This window comes from Rhizobium sp. rho-13.1 (genome assembly GCF_007000305.1).
GTDB lineage: Bacteria > Pseudomonadota > Alphaproteobacteria > Rhizobiales > Rhizobiaceae > Rhizobium > Rhizobium rhododendri.
Genome location: NZ_SCFL01000004.1, coordinates 21090 through 38257, shown reverse-complemented (window position 1 = coordinate 38257; position 17168 = coordinate 21090). Strand labels below are relative to the sequence as shown.

The 17168-nt window shown below is 61.5% G+C and carries 17 protein-coding genes; 9 read left to right on the top strand and 8 right to left on the bottom strand.

Annotation, left to right across the window (positions count from 1 at the left end; translation table 11 throughout):
• The first annotated feature begins 55 nt into the window (after positions 1–55).
• From EQW76_RS13480 to EQW76_RS13455, 6 genes are all read left to right on the top strand, one after another.
• Positions 56–1000 carry an arginase family protein gene (locus EQW76_RS13480; protein WP_142824898.1) on the top strand — a complete coding sequence of 315 codons (945 nt, stop codon included), beginning with the start codon at positions 56–58 and terminating at the stop codon, positions 998–1000.
• A 224-nt stretch (positions 1001–1224) separates the two neighbouring features.
• Complete coding sequence (locus EQW76_RS13475; RefSeq protein WP_142824897.1) at positions 1225–1848, top strand: hypothetical protein; 624 nt, start codon at positions 1225–1227, stop codon at positions 1846–1848.
• Between the two features lie 131 nt (positions 1849–1979).
• Positions 1980–2837 (top strand): cytochrome b/b6 domain-containing protein, encoded by an 858-nt coding sequence (locus EQW76_RS13470; protein ID WP_142824896.1) that lies wholly within the window; start codon positions 1980–1982, stop codon positions 2835–2837.
• Entirely contained in the window at positions 2834–3610 is a 777-nt protein-coding gene (locus tag EQW76_RS13465; protein ID WP_142824895.1) for a molybdopterin-dependent oxidoreductase, read from the top strand. Before EQW76_RS13470 ends, EQW76_RS13465 begins: the two co-directional genes overlap by 4 nt.
• A complete protein-coding gene (locus EQW76_RS13460; protein ID WP_244616965.1) occupies positions 3588–4031 on the top strand; it encodes a DoxX family protein in 444 nt (147 codons plus the stop codon). Before EQW76_RS13465 ends, EQW76_RS13460 begins: the two co-directional genes overlap by 23 nt.
• A 51-nt stretch (positions 4032–4082) precedes the next feature.
• Complete coding sequence (locus EQW76_RS13455; protein ID WP_142824894.1) at positions 4083–4346, top strand: AbrB/MazE/SpoVT family DNA-binding domain-containing protein; 264 nt, start codon at positions 4083–4085, stop codon at positions 4344–4346.
• 236 nt (positions 4347–4582) lie between these two features.
• Here EQW76_RS13455 and EQW76_RS13450 read toward each other — a convergent pair whose 3' ends face one another.
• From EQW76_RS13450 to EQW76_RS13435, 4 genes are all read right to left on the bottom strand, one after another.
• A complete protein-coding gene (locus EQW76_RS13450) occupies positions 4583–5593 on the bottom strand; it encodes a hypothetical protein (RefSeq protein WP_142824893.1) in 1011 nt (336 codons plus the stop codon).
• Between the two features lie 498 nt (positions 5594–6091).
• Positions 6092–7639: a cation:proton antiporter gene (locus EQW76_RS13445; protein WP_142824892.1), complete on the bottom strand. Its 1548-nt coding sequence runs from the start codon at positions 7637–7639 to the stop codon at positions 6092–6094.
• 87 nt (positions 7640–7726) lie between these two features.
• On the bottom strand, positions 7727–8134 hold the full coding sequence (gene cueR / locus EQW76_RS13440; protein WP_142824891.1) for a Cu(I)-responsive transcriptional regulator: 408 nt from the start codon (positions 8132–8134) through the stop codon (positions 7727–7729).
• Positions 8131–10644: a heavy metal translocating P-type ATPase gene (locus EQW76_RS13435; RefSeq protein WP_142824890.1), complete on the bottom strand. Its 2514-nt coding sequence runs from the start codon at positions 10642–10644 to the stop codon at positions 8131–8133. The genes cueR and EQW76_RS13435 overlap by 4 nt, the downstream gene beginning before the upstream one ends.
• Before the next feature lie 157 nt (positions 10645–10801).
• Between EQW76_RS13435 and EQW76_RS13430 the strand changes: the two genes are divergently transcribed.
• Positions 10802–11899, top strand: coding sequence for an RHE_PE00001 family protein (locus EQW76_RS13430; RefSeq protein ID WP_142824889.1), 1098 nt, complete (start codon positions 10802–10804; stop codon positions 11897–11899).
• 7 nt (positions 11900–11906) lie between these two features.
• Here EQW76_RS13430 and EQW76_RS13425 read toward each other — a convergent pair whose 3' ends face one another.
• A complete protein-coding gene (locus EQW76_RS13425; RefSeq protein ID WP_142824888.1) occupies positions 11907–13130 on the bottom strand; it encodes an amidohydrolase family protein in 1224 nt (407 codons plus the stop codon).
• A 79-nt stretch (positions 13131–13209) separates the two neighbouring features.
• A complete protein-coding gene (locus EQW76_RS13420) occupies positions 13210–14373 on the bottom strand; it encodes a zinc-dependent alcohol dehydrogenase (protein ID WP_142824887.1) in 1164 nt (387 codons plus the stop codon).
• Between the two features lie 342 nt (positions 14374–14715).
• Here EQW76_RS13420 and EQW76_RS13415 point away from each other — a divergent pair, with 342 nt between their 5' ends.
• A complete protein-coding gene (locus EQW76_RS13415) occupies positions 14716–15033 on the top strand; it encodes a metalloregulator ArsR/SmtB family transcription factor (RefSeq protein WP_279309161.1) in 318 nt (105 codons plus the stop codon).
• A gap of 42 nt (positions 15034–15075) precedes the next feature.
• Here the strand turns inward: EQW76_RS13415 and aroQ are convergent, their stop codons facing one another.
• Both aroQ and EQW76_RS13405 read right to left on the bottom strand, forming a co-directional pair.
• The gene (gene aroQ / locus EQW76_RS13410) at positions 15076–15513 is read right to left on the bottom strand and encodes a type II 3-dehydroquinate dehydratase (protein ID WP_142824886.1); all 438 of its coding nucleotides are present in this window, start codon (positions 15511–15513) and stop codon (positions 15076–15078) included.
• A gap of 114 nt (positions 15514–15627) precedes the next feature.
• Positions 15628–15936 carry a DUF6074 family protein gene (locus EQW76_RS13405; RefSeq protein WP_142824885.1) on the bottom strand — a complete coding sequence of 103 codons (309 nt, stop codon included), beginning with the start codon at positions 15934–15936 and terminating at the stop codon, positions 15628–15630.
• Between the two features lie 151 nt (positions 15937–16087).
• On the opposite strand from EQW76_RS13405, the gene EQW76_RS13400 reads away from it, so the two are divergent.
• Complete coding sequence (locus tag EQW76_RS13400) at positions 16088–17116, top strand: sensor domain-containing diguanylate cyclase (protein ID WP_224128021.1); 1029 nt, start codon at positions 16088–16090, stop codon at positions 17114–17116.
• Positions 17117–17168: the final 52 nt, after the last annotated feature.

Genomic DNA, 17168 nt, shown 5'->3' with positions numbered 1-17168 from the left:
AGGAAGAGCGCCTAGGCAAGTCCAGAGCGATGCACCATCGAACGAGGAGCAATATATGCACACCGATCTCACCGAAACATTGAAGGCTGCACGGCAGACATTCCTCGGCATTCCTGCTGCAGTCATGCCACACGCCGGCTCGGTTGCGATCTTCGGTGCCGTGCACGGCACACCCTATCCAGATGCCACTCGCCAGGACGGCGAGACAGGTCCCGAGGCAGTTCGCAGGGCAATTTCCGCTGCGTGCGTCCATCTCGAAAACTGGGACTTCGATTTCGGCGGCCCCTTGCTGAATGACGGCGCGCTCGAAGTCATTGACCTCGGCGATGTCTTCACCGATCCACAGGATGCGGCCGCCAACCGCGAAAATATCGAGCGCACGACGCGCGCCGTCCTTGCCGCCGGTGCCATTCCCGTGCTGATCGGCGGTGACGATTCCGTCGCCATCCCGTTCATGCGCGGCCTCGGGGCAGCAGGCCCGCTGCATGTTCTCCAGGTCGACGCCCATATCGACTGGCGCGACAACATTGGCGACGAAAGGCTCGGTTACTCCAGCACGATGCGCCGGGCGTCGGAACTGCCGTTCGTTGCATCCATGACGCAGGTCGGCATCCGCGCCGTCGGCAGCGCACGGCGGCCGGAGGTTGAAGCCGCAGAAGCCTGGGGCTCGCGGCTGGTGACGGTATCTGAAACGCGACGGCTGGGATTGAGTGCCGTGATCGGCGGCATCCCGAGAGACGGCGCGGTGCTGATCCATATCGACTGCGATGCAATGGATCCCGGAACGTGCCCGGGCGTCAACGCTGTATCGCCGGGCGGATTTTCATTCGAGGAAATGACCACGCTGATCGCCGAAGCGTTACGAGGTCGCCGGCTGGCCGGGTTCTCCATCGTCGAATTCCAGCCACGGGCGGATATCAACGACATCTCCGCCATCGTGGTCGGTCGCCTCGTCTGCCATGTCCTCGGCCATCTGGCCCGAGGCTCTCTCAGCCCGTGAAAAACAGAAATAGGTAACGGCGGCCGGGGGCGGAGAGTTTCAGCAAAACTCGCCTTCCTGTCTCACTATAGATTGATTGGCTGCTCTCGCACCTGACCGATAAGATATTTGTATTGCGCACGACCGAATTTGCTTTTTGGCCATGCGACCCGAAATTGGCATGGGAGCAGGTGCTCGATTGCCGGAAGTCCGTCCGGTTGGGCGGTCAATCAAGGAAGAAAATCATGAACAGCAAACAGATGAAGACGGGCGCCCTGGCGCTGGCCGCCGGACTGATGATTTCCGTTGTCGGCCCGCAGGGTGCGCAGGCTGCCGACAAGATCCGCGTGCGCGGCGTGGTCGAGAGCTTGAGCGGCGATACGCTGAAGGTAAAGTCGCGCGAAGGCAAGGATGTGATGATCATGCTGAAGTCCGGCTGGGCCGTCAACGGCATCGTCAAGGCAGACGTCAGCGACATCAAGCCGGGCGATTTCGTCGGGATTGCTTCCATGCCGACCGACAGCGGCGTCAACGGCGCGCTCGAAGTGCTGATCTTCCCGGCCGCCATGAAGGGCACCGGCGAAGGCGACTACGGCTGGGACCTGAAGCCAAAAAGCTCGATGACCAATGCGACGGTTGCAAGCGCGGTGACCTCCGTTAACGGTCCGACGCTGTCACTGACCTACAAGGGCGGCGAGAAGAAGATCTCCATCCCGCCAGGCACGCCTGTCGTCACCATCGCCCCGGCCACCAAGAGCGACATCAAGGCTGGCGCCGGCGTGATCATCAACGGCACCACGGCAGGCGACAACATGGTCGAAGCCGACCGCGTCGTCGTCGGCATCAACGGCGTCGTTCCGCCTATGTGATCCAGCGCTCATGCGCTATCGTCATACGGCCCGGCTGCACCATGCAGTCGGGCTGTTCTGTTCGTCCGCCACAGCACCGTCGCACTTCAAAATGATCCGGCTGCGTCAGCGGCATCGCACGAGGACTGTCCATGGCCAGCATCGAAGACATCGGGGTCGCTCCGCCGCCAGAGCCGGCAAAGATCTACATCAGGCGCCACTCGGTCGTCACCCGCATCACCCACTGGATCAACGTTCTCTGTCTGACGCTGCTGCTGATGAGCGGCATGCAGATCTTCAATGCCCATCCGCAGCTTCACTGGGGACAATACGGCGCGGTCGAGGACCCATCCTGGTTCGAGATTGCCAGCGTCGAGGACGGTGACAAGATCATCGGCACCACCCGCATCGGCAGCGTGACGCTGACCACCACCGGCGTGCTCGGAGCATCCCGGGTGGATGGCGAGATGACAGCGAGGGCCTTTCCGGCCTGGGCCACCATTCCGAGCTTCCAGGATCTGGCGACCGGCCGCCGCTGGCACTTCTTCTTCGCCTGGTTGTTCGTCATCAACGGCCTGCTCTACGTTCTCTACGGCCTGATCGGCGGCCACTTCCGGCGCGACCTCGCACCAACCGCCCATGACATAGCCCCGCGCAATGTCTGGCAGGAGATAAAGGATCACGCCCGGCTGCGCTTTCCCAAGGGAGAGAAGGCGCGCCGCTATAACGCGCTGCAGAAGCTGACCTATATCCTCGTGATCTTCATCCTGCTGCCGCTGATGGTCGGCTCCGGGCTCACCATGTCTCCGGCGATGGATGCCGGCTATCCCTTCCTGCTCGACATATTCGGCGGCCGCCAGTCGGCCCGCGGTATCCACTTCATCGCCGCCTGGAGCCTTGTGCTCTTCGTCGTCGTCCATGTGATCATGGTCATTCTGTCCGGCCTCTGGAACAATATGCGCTCCATGGTGACCGGCCGCTATGCGATATCCGCGGAGACCAAGCCATGAGCAATATTCTCTCCCGTCGCCGCTTCCTGATCGGTTCGGCCGCAGGCCTCGGCGCCATCGGCCTTACCGGCTGTGACGATGTCGCCGGCAACCAGCAGGTCCAGAAGGTGCTGGCGATGGCGGAAAAACTGACCATGGGCAGCCAGCGCCTGCTGGTGTCGCGCCAGGCGCTGGCGCCAGAGTTCACCGAAGCCGAGATATCGCCGAGCTTCCATCCGAACGGCTCGACCCAGCCAAACAGCCCGGATTACGTCCGCATGAGCGAAACAGGCTTTGTCGACTGGCGCCTGAAGATCGACGGCATGGTCAACCAGCCAATGGAATTCTCGCTGGCCGACCTCAAGAAGCTGCCGTCGCGCACCCAGATCACCCGCCACGACTGCGTCGAGGGCTGGAGCGCTATCGGCAAATGGCAGGGCGTGCCGCTCGGGCTGATCCTGCAGACGGCGGGGCTGAAGCCGGGCGCCCGCTATGCCGTTTTGCATTGTGCCGATGAACTAGAGCAGACGCTCGACGGCAGCGGCGTCTACTACGAAAGCATCGACCTCATCGACGCCTTCCATCCGCAATCGATCCTTGCCTATTCGCTGAATGGCAAGGATCTGGCGGTGGAACACGGAGCACCGCTGCGGCTGCGCGTCGAGCGCCATCTCGGCTACAAGCACGCGAAATATCTCATGCGCATCGAAATCCGCGACCGCTTCGACGATCTCTGGGGTGGCAAGGGCGGGTTCTGGGAGGACAGGGGCTATGAGTGGTATGCTGGCATCTGAGGCAAAGCCGCAGCGCTGGGGCGCACGCATCCCGCTCGCCGTGATCTACGCGGTCGCCGGTGCGTTTCATCTCACTGTCCCCGACGTGTTCGTCACCATCACCCCGGCCTGGGTCCCCAAGCCGCACGAGGTGATTATTGTCACCGGGCTCTGCGAACTTGCCGGCGCCGCAGCCCTGCTCACCGGCCGCACGCGCGCCATCGCCGGCATCGCTCTCGCCGCCTACGCCGTCTGCGTCTACCCCGCCAACATCAAGCACGCCATCGACAGCCTCTCCGCCCCCACCCCACCCGTTCTCGGCTGGTGGTACCACGCCCCGAGGCTCGCCTTGCAACCGGTGCTGGTCTGGTGGGCGCTCTATGCGGGCGGGTTGGTGACGTGGCCGTTTAGCAGACGCAGAGAGGGTGAGGGCGGGTCTTGAACGACCGTCGGGAAAGGAATACTTCTTTCCTAGATATAATTGAGGCTTGCAATGAGCACGACCGTTACCGCCAAAGGCCAGGTCACCATTCCGAAGGCAGTCCGCGAGCTGCTTGGGCTCAAGCCCGGGACGCAGGTCGATTTCCGCCAGACACCAGACGGCAATGTCATCATGGTGCCGGCTCAAGGCAAGGTCCGTACCGACGGGTTTGGTAGTCTGCGTGGACACGCTGGCGCGGGGCTGACAACCGACGAAATCATGGCCCTGACGCGGGGTGACATTGTAGCGGAATCTAAAGTGCGCCAATTGCAATAGATTCAATTTTCTTGGAAATAAGTATCAGTGTCGCCGTGCTAAAAATGCACGAGGACTGTTTTGCGCCCTCGCTTCAGTCACTAAAGCTACCTTGGATCATCCCCCAAGTGGTGACGGGAAAATGAACGCCTCTGGATGCGAAAATGGATTGCACTTCTTACACAAAAGCTAATACATCGCCTAAGTTGAATGCGGGCATTTTGGCTAAACGGAAAAATCATCAAAATGGCGTTGCTTTAGGTTGCACCCAGCTTATAGAGCCCTTGTAGCTTTCCCTCAGCACCGTCCGTAGAGACTGCCGCGATACCAAAAAATATCTCCGCCTGAGGGGAGCCACGGATTTGGATCCCGAAGCTTTTAGAGAAAGCTAGCAAACAAGCTTCGTTCTCCACGAGGCTAGCCATGAACATGGTGTAAATACCAGATGGCGCGCGCGCGCATCGGTCCGAAATGTCGATCCTAATATCTTCACCGTTCACGACGATCTCGACTAGCGGGAAGCTCATCAGCTCCTTGTCCCTTCCCATCGTTTCGATGAGAGCTGCAAACGAGAACCCGTCTGTTTTCGAGTATATTAAAATGACCTTGCCGTGCCCCCACAAAGAGTCTCTTTCGCCACGCACCCACGTCGCTTCTGGATGGATTTCGACACCCCAAGTGGCTTCCGTCATACCTCCAGTGATGACTTTCAGACCTTTAAGCTGTTCTTCGCTGACGAACGTTATTTGGTCTCCGCGCGTGTTAGCTGAAAGCTCTAAGAAAGTGGCGGGGATCCCCATATCGGCGATGTAAGCCGCTATTGCCGCTGAAAGGCGTTGTGAACGCTCCATGCTTTCTGGCGACGGGTTCTTAAATGAAAATTGATGTACACCAAACTTTGATCCATCTGGATAATAACGGAGCCTCCCTCCAAGAAACATGAGTGTTGCAGCACTTATGCATTTTCCTGGCGCAAACTTACGAGGGATTATCAACTCGTCAGGCTGCTGGGGATCTAGGATATAGGTGCCAATGGAAGTTGAGAACCATGCGCCACGAATCAACCTACCGATAGCAATTGCTACTTCAAGGTGACCGCCTCCTGAGTTAATGTAGACTGAAGTTCTAGGAGGAGGTGCAACTCGCTCAAGAAATCTCTGAAATTTCTCGTCATCGCCCTCCTCTATTTGCCCAAAGGCACTTATGTGGAAAAAGCCGCCGAAAAGCCCCTCTATATGCGTTTGCGGGTCAGAATATTCGAAATTCATCCGGCCGCCTCCGCTGTTGGCTGACAATTGCGTGTGCCACTATCATTCATTTAATGAGAAAATACTGAAGACAAATAATCAGTGGCCCGCGCATGCGCGGAGTTCTGAATTCACAATAGCTTGTCATAGATGGTGATTTCGGAGACCGAGCTATCTCGCGTGTGTATCCGGAACCTGCCTGTAAAACTCCAGCGCAACCCAGAAGGTGAATAATAAAAACATAATTTAAGTTTCTTAGCGTAAAAATAAACTGCGAAACCGCAATAGCTATCCAGGTGCTAAATCGGTCCCGAGGGAGATTTGACACTAAACTCTACTCTTCTCGCTGGAAAAAATTGACCAAATTTCAGAAGACGCGGTTCGCAGTGCTTTCCGATTTCTTCATCGGAGCCCACGCAGTCGTAGCGGCAATTCCGTTGCTGACATGCGACATCGCGCGCTATCGTACATATTTCCCGTCAATCGAGATCATCCCCGAAACGCGCTGCCAACACACCGCTACCCCTCGACAATCTCGAACCTGTCCGGTGGCGAGGCGGCCATTTCGGCCCAGTCTAGCTCCTGCTCGAGGGCGTGGAAGACGTCGTCGTCGATGGAGCCGGTGCGGCGGAGTTCGGCGAGTTTGACGCGTTTGGCCTTGATGGAGCGACGCCGGAGGCTGTCGAGTTCGCTTTTTTCGCGCGGGTGGATGCCGTTGGCGGTGAGCTTGCGGTCGCCCTCGTAGATCGCCCGGAGCGTTCGCACCTCGCCTGTTTCCTCCAGCGTGTCGAGGTCGGCAAGGGCGGTGTCGAGCAGCGTCATGCGAGCATTCGTGATGCCCTCGCGCATGGAGTCGTCGTTGCCGAATTTCAGGATGCGGATGAGCGGCCCGAGCGTCAGCCCCTGGAGTATCAGGGTGCCGAGGACGACCGTCAGGGCGGCAAAGACGATGAGATCGCGGGACGGGAAATCCGCCGGAAGAGCAATCGCCGTTGCCAGCGTCAGCAAGCCGCGCATGCCGCACCAGCCCGCGACCAGGCTCATGCCGACGGTCGGCGGCTCCTCGGAGACCAGCTTGCGACGTGCCAGATAATTGATCACGCGGTTATAAAGCATCACCCATCCGAGCCGGACCAGAACGACCACAAGCAGGATGGCGCCACCGAAGGCAAAGGCGAATTCAATGTTTTTCGGGTAAAGCTGCTGGATCGTCTCGCGCGCCTGCATGCCCATCAGCAGGAAGGCGAGCACGTTGAACATGAAGATCGTCGCCTCCCAGACCGAATAGGAATGGATGCGATTTCGCGCCGTCTGGCGTTCCGGCATGTAGCGGGCGATCACCATGGCGTAGGCAACGATGGCGAGCACCGCCGACAGATGCAGGCGCTCGGCAATCACCCAAGTGCCGAACGTGGCGACGAATTCGAACAGCGAGCCGCCCAGCGTGCCTGCGAGCCGCGGCGCAATGAAGATGTAGAGAAATCCAAGCGCTATGCCGAGCACCAGGCCTCCGGGGGCTGCCAGCGCCAGTTCCGGGATGACGACGGACGCAGAATTTCCGCCTGTGGAAAACGCCACGGCAGCGCCGAAGATCAGCAGCGCCACGGCATCGTTGAGCAGGCTCTCGCCTTTCAAAACCGCAAATGTTCGGCGGGGCAATGCGAACCGGCTGAGCATCGCGCTTGCCGCCGCAGCATCCGGCGGCGCGACGATGGCTCCGAGCGCAATGGCAGCGGCAACAGGCAGCCCGGCAAAGGTAACGCCGACGAAGGCGACGGCTGCCGTCGTCAGGATGACAGCGATGGCGGCAAGCGAAATCAGCGGCACCCAGTTTTCACGCAGCGCTCTCGGCGGCAGGTCGTAGGCGGCATCGAACAGGGCCGGCGCGATGAAGATGGCGAGCGCCAGCTGCGGATCGATCGAGATCGTCGGCGCCCAGGGAAGGGTCGCCACCAGCAGGCCGGCGACAGCCAGCATCGTCGGATAGGGAATCATCAGCCGGCGCGATGGCTGCAGGAATACGATTGCCACCAGCAGCAGCGTCAGCAGGCTCTCGAAAAACGCCATGGTCTAAATTTCTCCAATCGCGCTATCTTGGTCGAAAGCAGCATTCGGCAAGCGCCAGGCTGGAGAAATCGTCGGGAGACGTTGGATCTAAGAGGGCTGCCCGTCGCCCGGACCCTCGGCGAGCTCTTCCAGGATCGGGCAATCCGGACGGTCGTTGCCGTGGCAGGCGTGCACCAGGGTTTCGAGGGTGCGGCGCAGCTCGCTCAATTCGCGGATCTTCCGGTCGATCTCGCTGAGCTTGGCGCTGGCGATCTGGCGCACGTCGGCACTGGCGCGGTCGCGATCCCCATAGAGCGCCAGCAGCTGGCGGCATTCCTCGACGGAGAAGCCGAGGCCCCGGGAGCGCTGCAGGAAGCGCAGCTTGTGGATGTCGGCCTCGCGGTAGTCGCGATAACCGTTGCTGCTGCGGTCGGGGCTGACAAGGCCGATCTCCTCGTAGTAGCGAATGGTCTTTGCCGGCAGGCCCGACCGGTCCGATGCATCGCCGATGTTCATGTCGCCTCCTGAAGCTTTTCGTGGCGCAGCCGGAGGGCATTGGCGATCACCGAGACGGAAGACAGGCTCATGGCCGCTGCCGCGATCATCGGCGACAGCAGCAGGCCGAACACCGGATAGAGACTGCCTGCGGCCAGCGGAATGCCGAGCGCATTGTAGCCGAAGGCGAAGATCAGGTTCTGGCGGATGTTGCGGATCGTCGCCTGCGACAGGCGTCGGCCCCTGAGGATGCCGCCAAGATCGCCCTTCACCAGCGTGATGCCGGCGCTCTCCATCGCCACATCTGCGCCGGTGCCCATGGCAATGCCGACATCGGCTGCGGCCAGCGCCGGCGCATCGTTGATACCGTCGCCCGCCATCGCCACCCGGGCGCCTGCGGAATGCAGCGCATCGACCAGCGCCTTCTTGCCCTCCGGCAACAGCCCGGCATGAACCTCGTCGATGCCCAACTGCCGGGCGACCGCCTCGGCCGTCGCCGCCGCATCACCCGTCGCCATGATGATTTTCAGGCCGCTCCGGTGCAGGGCAGCAATCGCTGCTCCGGCCGTCGGCTTCATCCGGTCGGCCACAGCGAGCAGGCCGGCGAGCTTGCCGTCGATGGCGAGGAAAACCACAGTCCTGCCGTCGCGGCGCAGGCTCTCTGCCCGGTCGCGGAGCGGTGCCGGATCGGCGCCCAGCGCCTCCATCATAGCCCCATTGCCGAGGCCAGCGGATGTTGCCTCGATGATGCCGCCAATGCCCATGCCTGTTGTCGCCTTGAAGTCGGCAACGGCGGCCGCAGCGATGCCCCGTCGCTTCGCGGCCTCGAGGATGGCTGCTGCCAGTGGATGCTCGGAGCCCTGTTCGAGACCGGCAGCGAGCTGCAACAGCCGGTCCTCCGTCATACCCTCGACGGCGATGATATCCGTGAGCTCGGGCTTGCCCTCGGTCAGTGTGCCCGTCTTGTCGATCACCAGCGTATCGACGCCGGCAAAGCGCTCCAGCGCTTCGGCATCACGGATGAGCACCCCCTCGCGCGCGCCACGGCCGGTGGCGATCATCACCGACATCGGCGTCGCCAGACCCAGAGCGCAAGGGCAGGCGATGATCAGTACCGCAACCGCCGCCATCAGCGCATGGGCAAGCCGAGGTTCCGGTCCGACCGTCATCCAGATGCCGAAGGTGAAAAAAGCGGCCAGTACGACAGTCGGCACAAAGACCGCCGAGACCCGATCGACCATGCCCTGCACCGGCGCTCGCGTGCGCTGCGCCAGCGCCACCATGCCGACGATGCGCGACAGCGTCGTATCGGCGCCGATCTTCTCGGCCACCATCACCATGGTGCCGTTACCGTTGATGGTGCCGCCGGTGAGCATTGCGCCAACCTGCTTTTCGACGGGCAGGGCCTCGCCCGAGATCATTGATTCATCGACCGTCGAGCTGCCTTCGGCAACCGTGCCATCGACCGGCACCCGTTCGCCGGGACGCAGCCGCAGGCGATCACCGAGGCGCACCAGATCGAGCGCCACCGTCTGGTCCGTGCCATCTGGCCCGACCCGCTGTGCCGTGTCAGGCGCGAGGGCCATCAGGGCGCGGATGGCAGAGCCGGTCTGTTCGCGTGCCTTGAGTTCGAGCACCTGGCCGACAAACACCAGCGCCACGACGACGGCCGCAGCCTCGAAATAGACCGGCACGCCGGTGCCATGGGCCGTCATGGCCATCGGAAAAAGATCGGGCGCCAGCAGGGCGACGACGCTATAGAGATAAGCGGCGCCGACGCCGAGACCGATCAGGGTCCACATGTTCGGGCTGCGGTTGAGCACCGAATTCCAGGCCCGGCGGAAAAAGGGCAGGGCAGCCCAGACCACCACCGGCGTTGCCAGCAGAAGCTCGATCCAGCCAGTCAGGCGCTCGCCGATCAGGGTGTCGAAAGGCAGGCCGACCATCGGCCCCATACCGAGAACAAGTAATGGCACAGCAAGGACCACACTCACAAAGAGCCGGCGCATGAAGTCGGCAAGCTCCGGGTTCGGGCCTTCGTCTGCGGCCGGAACGCCCATCGGCTCCAGCGCCATGCCGCATTTCGGGCAATCGCCGGGCTTGTCGCTGACGATTTCGGGGTGCATCGGGCAGGTGTACTGGGTGCCCGCAGGCATTGCCGAAGCGGCAGGGGCCGCTCCATCGACATAGGCTGCCGGGTTGGCTTCGAACTTCGCCTGGCAACCGGCCGAGCAGAAATAGTGTTTCGCGCCCTCGTGCCGCAGGAAATGCGCCGCCGTCGCCCGGTCGACAGACATGCCGCAAACAGGGTCTCGGGCCGTCAGGAATGCACCCGGGTCAGCCTCGAATTTCGTCCGGCATCCGTTGCAGCAGAAATGGTATGTGCGGCCTTCGTAAGCCAGATGCGGCTTACCCGCATCGGGATCGACGATCATGCCGCAGACGGGATCGCGGGTGACGGGCTGCATGCCATTGCCGGAGGCATGGGAGTGACCATGATGCGCGTCGTGATGGTGGGCGTTCGATGCCATGGCAGTACTCCAAACCCCGTTGAGGTTTCGCTTTATGAACCTTCCAGCGACTGGAGGGTCAAGCAGTTTCTTTGCATTGGACAAACGAGACCGGCAACTACCTGGAAGCCAGCTCGTGTGTTAGCTTCAGGCAATCGACACGTGCGAAATGATTCCAATGCGATATGAGCTTTCTGCGGCACAGATGTCCGCCCTCCTTCCGGCCATCATTCATGCCGAAGACCGGTTGGCCCGGCTGGACGAACGGGTGCTGCGCCACGCCATCGGCGACGGATTTCGCGAGCGCGGCCATTTCTTCGATGCCGTCGCGGCTCTCTGGGTTGGCGGTGAACTGGTGCATGTCGAGGATCTCGTGCTGCACGACGCCCATATGGATGCCCGCACGCCGACCCATGAACTGACCATCGCCCACGCGCTGCTCCGCACGCGGCGCCGGCTGTGGCAGGCGGAGCCCGGCTGGGGGCTCGATCCAGCCGGCATTGCAGCCTTGCGCGGATCGGGCGAGACGGGCGGCAGCGAAGCTTCGACTGCGACCGCCGATCCCGAGTCGGAGACCGGGGCCGAAGATGCCTTCAGCCTGGAGATGGCAGCGATCGATGCGGTGCTGGCCCGCTCGGACCGGCTTCTGGAGGAGACCAAAGGCCGCGCGCCGGAAACCAAGGCAGCCGTAGATCACGATCCGCTGGGCCTGATCCACGACGATGAATGGGATGAAAGCGAGCGCCTGCGCGAATGGCGTTCCGTGATCGGTGATGCAGACGGGATGCCGCCTGCACTGGGCGCAGCGGTGCTTTACGATGCCTGGGAACGCCTTGAGCCGCTGCGTCGGCAGCACTGGCTTGGGGGGCTTCTGACGGCCAGCTATCTCCGGTCGCGCGGCAAGGTGACCTCCCACCTGTTCTGCCTCAATGTCGGGATGAAGGCCATCCGCTTCGAGCGACGGCGCGCACCCGACCGCCTCACGCGGCTGACCGCTTTTCTCGAGGCGATGGCGGAGGCGGCCGAGGCGGGGCTGAAGGAACTGGACCGGCTGACGCTGGCAAGGACGCAGATGGAACGACGGCTCAAGGATCGCCGCTCCAACAGCAGCCTGCCGGCAACCATCGACCTCGTACTGTCGCGACCGATCGTCTCAGCCGGCATGGTCGCCCGCCATGCCGGTATTACCCCGCGCGGCGCCCTCAACCTTGTCGCCGATCTCGGCATCCGCGAAATGACCGGGCGCGGGCGCTACCGAGGCTGGGGCGTGCTTTGAGCGGAGGTCAAGGCCTGATCAGCCGTCCGCGCGGCCGCTCGAAAGTCTTGCGGCCGCCTTTCCAGCCAGCCAGTACCGGCCTGATTTCGCGAACGATCTCAGCCGGATCGTTACCATCGATGAGGATCATGTCGGCCGGCGCGCCGATTTTTATATGACGCTCCCGCCCCATCAACCGCGCAGCGCCGTCGGTGACCATTGCAAAGACGCCCAGCATGTCCGCATCGAGCGAAACCTGCGCCACATTGGCGTAGAGATTGGCCATACGGATCAGCGACGCATCGCCATAGGGGGTGAAAGGGTTCATGACATTGTTGGTGGCGATCGATGTCACCACGCCGAGCGTTGACAGATCCAGCGCCGGGGCGACGCCGCGCGGCACCAGATGATCCCGGTCGCGGCCGGTCAGGAAGAGGTCTGTTGACGGCAGCACCGTCACTGCCACACCGGCGTCGGCTAGCCGGCTACCGATCTCGGAAACCGCCTGCGGCGGCATTGCCGAAAGCTTGGTCACATGGCCGACCGAGACCCGCCCACTGTAACCGCGCGCCATCGTCTCTGAAATCACCGAGGGAAGGTTGGAGTTCTCCGGGTCCAGATCGAAATCGAGGTGGAAGTCCACCGCTGTGCCGAAACGCTCCGCGAGATCGAAGATACGGCGGATATGCTCCGTGGGGTCGGGATCGGTGTAGGGACAGCCACCGACCAGATCAGCGCCGTCGGCAAGCGCCTGCGCCAGCATAGCCTCGGTTTCCGGCTCCTGTGTCAGCCCCTCCTGCGCAAAGGCGCAGATCTCGATATCGATGGCCCATGCATAGTCCGCTTTCAGCTGGCGGATAGCATCGAAAGAGCGAAACCCGGCGCGAGGGTCGATCTCGACAAAAGTGCGCAGAAGGGTCGTTCCCTGCAGGATAGCGCGCTCCAGCACGATGGCTGCGCGGGCATAGACGTCCTCGACGGTAAAGCCGGCTTTCGCCCGCGCCGTTTCCCGCACTGCTTCGGCAAGCGTCCCCTCGCAGATGGTGCATCTACCGAGGATGCCGGCCTTGTCGAGATGGATGTGGCTGTCGACGAACCCGCTGCAGAGATATCCGCCGCTGGCATTTTCGACAGGGCCTTCGAATGTGAGGGAGGGAGCGATCGCGGCGATCAGGCCGTTGGCGACACCGACGTCCACGGGCGTCGGTTCGCCGGGCAGGCGGGCATTGGCGATGACGACGTCGAGTGGCATGGGCATCCCCGGAAAAGACTATCTCCGAGGTTTAAAGGGGCAGGGCGACCCCAAGCAAGGGCCGCCCTGTGAAAATCGGTCAGGCATTAGGGTGGATGACCACCTTGACGCAGCCATCTTTCTTGTCGCGGAAGGTCTTGTAGGCTTCCGGACCGTCTTCGAGGCCGATGCGATGGGTGATAATGAACGACGGATCGATCTCACCCTCGAGGATGCGCTTCATCAACGGCTCGAGATGGCGCTGGACATGAGTCTGGCCCATCTTGAAGGTGAGCGCCTTGCCGAATGCCGCACCGAGCGCAACCGGAACAGCCGCGCCGACGAAGACGCCGGGCAGCGACACCGTGCCCCCGGGACGGCAGGCCATGATTGCCTGCTGCAGTGCATAGGGCCGCTCCATCGAAGTGAGGTCGGTCTGCAGGGTTTCCATGATTCCGCCTTCGCCATGGCTTTCCATGCCGACGGCTTCGATGACCGAATCCGGTCCCTTGCCGTTGGTCATTTCGACGATGCGCTGCTGGAGGTTACCTGCCGCATAATCGAGCGTCTCGGCGCCTGACTGGCGAGCCAGCGCCAGGCGTTCCGGAACGGTGTCGATAGCGATAACGCGCTCGGCACCGAGCATGAAAGCCGACTTGATGGCGAACAGGCCGACCGGTCCGCAGCCGAAGACGGCAACGGTGTCACCGCGCTGGATGTTGCAGTTCTCGGCCGCCTGGTAGCCCGTCGGGAAGATATCCGACAGGAAGAGCACCTGTTCGTCGGAGAGACCTTCCGGCACCTTGATCGGCCCGACATCGGCATAGGGAACGCGGAGGTATTCGGCCTGGCCGCCCGGGAACCCGCCATAGAGATGAGAGAAGCCGAAAAGGCCGGCAGTGGCATAGCCCATCTGCTTGGCCTGTTCGGCGCCAGCAGGATTGGAGCGTTCGCAGAGCGACCACATGCCCGACTGGCACATGCGGCATTCACCGCAGCCGATGGTGAATGGCACGACGATCCTGTCGCCCACTTTGAGCTTTTTGTTGTCCGAGCCGACTTCGACCACTTCTCCCATAGTCTCGTGGCCCATCACGTCGCCCGACTTCATGCCGGGCGCAAAGCCGCCCATGAGATGGAGATCAGAGCCGCAGATGGCGCAGCTTGTGACCTTGATGATTGCATCGCGGGAATGGAGAATTTTCGGATCCGGAACAGTGTCGCAACGGATGTCTTCTTTGCCGTGCCAGCAGAGTGCGCGCATGGGGAGGTCCTTTCGAAGGTTCAGGCGGTGGAGCCTGAAAATCGAACGACGACCTATTGGATAGGTTCCCATTTTTCGAGGAAAGCTGGTCGGACAACCTCGGGCAAAAAGGTCTGTTGGGCCAAATGCCTTCAAGCCTGTATGAGAGATGTCCCAAAAATATCTGCCGAGATCGCCTCCCCAGCAGGGCCAACGGGAGACAAGCGGCATGGTTCTGGGGTAGAGTACACAATTAGCACGCGTAAAAGTGGTTAAATGCGCTCACGTTAATCAGTCCGACATTTTAGATTGGACTTTATTAGGTCCGGATGCTAATTTTTAAACAAATTTTCAAGGAATTTCATTTTGGAAAACCCTATCTTCGAGCAAAAGTCAACGTTCCTGAGCGCTATGGCCAACGAGCAGCGGCTGCGTGTTCTCGATATCCTGACGCGGGGCGAAATGCCGGTCGGCGCATTGGCCGATATGATCGGGCTTAGCCAGTCGGCGCTGTCGCAGCACCTCGCGAAGCTTCGCTCGGCCCACATGGTGAAGACCCGCCGCGATGCGCAGACGGTCTACTACACCGTCAATTCGGAAAGTGTTCGCAAGGTCCTGGCGCTGCTCGAGGAAATCTTCGACGCCCCAGAGGTCAAGGCAGAGGAACTCAAGGCGGGCTGATTTAAAGTCGGCTGGCTTTTTCAGGTTTGCTGCAGCAAGACACTAGGTCTTCAGCAGCGAGCTGATCCTGCGGATGGCCAGTTGATAGCCTTCCGTACCGAGACCGGCAATAACGCCGTCTGCGCGGCTCGACACGAAGCTATGGTGCCGAAATTCCTCGCGCTTGTGAACATTCGAAATGTGCACTTCGATCACCAGGCCGTCAAAGGCGTTCAGCGCGTCGAGGATGGCAACTGACGTGTGGGTGAATGCGGCCGGATTGATGACGATGGCAGCCGCCTCGTCGCGGGCCGCATGGATCCAGTCGATAATCTCGTATTCCCGGTTGCTCTGCTCGAAGCGGATCGTATGGCCGAACTCCTGCGCCACCCGGTGGCAATCGGCTTCCACCATCGACAGGGTCTCATGGCCATAGACCTCCGGCTGGCGCTTGCCGAGCAGGTTCAAGTTGGGGCCGTTCAGGACGTAGATCAGGCTCATGGTAATTTCTCGACTGTCGCGGAGGCTGATGCCAACTGCCGACCCCAAGGCTACAGCATCGTACCCGTTGCTGTCGACCACCGGCTCGACGACACGTTAAACTCTCAGGCGAGATCAGCCCTGCTTTTCGGCCGGCGCCTCGACGTGCTGGCGATCTTGGTGGCGCCGCACGAGCTCGGCCTGTACCTCGTCCTGGAACAGCATCACCTGGCGGCGGACGTCATCCTCGGAAAGACCCACCGCCGTCAGCTGCGCGGCCAACCTTCGGCATTCAGTTTTCCAGTAATCGACAGCGTCGGTGCCATGCTTGTCGTCCAGTTCACGCGCACAACGCTCGATATCACCCGCACGACTTGCCACCGGAAACACCACGATATTGCCATTGCCAACGACACTCAGCAGTTCACTCAACTTCGACGCCATGCGACTCAAAACCCTCGTTTACTGCTCCCTGTTTACGCGCAGTTGGTTAACGGTCTCTTGGCGAGGTAACCGGAATGGCACAACCGCGCCCTCTACCTTTCCATGATATCTGCCTTATGTCTAAAGCAGGCGAAAAGCGGTGGAGGAAAGGGTGCAAGGACTTGGGCTGAAGCCAGACAACGAGGCGGAACGGCTGATTGCCGTCCGTTCCCTGAGTTCTGCACGCGGTGGCGCGACCACCGAAATGGAAGCTCTGGCAGGACTTGCCCGCAATGTTTTCGGAACTGCCTTTGCGGCCATCAACATCGTAGAGGAGGACTGGCTTCGCATAGCCGGTCAGGCGGGCCTGGTGCTCGGCGATTGCGGCCGCGACCAGTCGATCTGCACACGGGTCGTCTACGGCAACGACCTGCTCGTCGTCCCCGATCTGAAGGAAGATCCCGAGCTCAGGCATCTCCCCTTCGTCGACGGCGATCCCTTTTTCCGCTTTTATGCAGGAGCACCGGTCGAGCTCGATCCGGGGTTGGCAGTGGGCGCATTCTGTATTCTCGACACCCATCCGCGCGAGCTCGACGTCTTGCAGATCGAGACATTGCGAAACTTTGCGGTGGTCGCCAGCGCTCTGTTGCGGCTGCAAAAGTCGAATATCGTCATGTCGCTCACCGAGCAGGATCTCCGCACGGCGGCGATGACGGACCCGCTCACCGGTTTCTTCAACCGATCGGCGCTGCCGGCCTTCGTCGATAGCGCTTTGACAAAGGCCCTCGAATCCGACCGCCCGTTCGGAGCGCTCTATATCGACCTTGACGGGTTCAAGGCGATCAATGACCGGCTCGGCCATCACGGCGGCGACGATATCCTGCGCCAGGGGGCGGAGCGCATCCGCGCAGTCATCCGCTCGAGCGACATCGCCGTGCGCATGGGCGGCGACGAGTTTGCCATCTTCTCTCCGGAACTCGGCAGCCCCAGAGCAACAGCCGCATTGGCGGAACGGGTGGTCGGGGCCTTCCGCGAGCCTTTTGTGATCGAGGGGGAAATGATCCGCGTCAGCGTCAGCGTCGGAGCGGCCGTGGCACCGGAGGCCGGCAATGATCGGCAGACGCTTCTGAAGAATGTCGACGACGCACTGTACCGGGCGAAATCGGCAGGACGCGACCAGTTCGCCTTGTACCGCCAATAAACAAAAAAATGGGCCGCGACCCTTTCAGGAGGCGGCCCATCGATGACGCAAC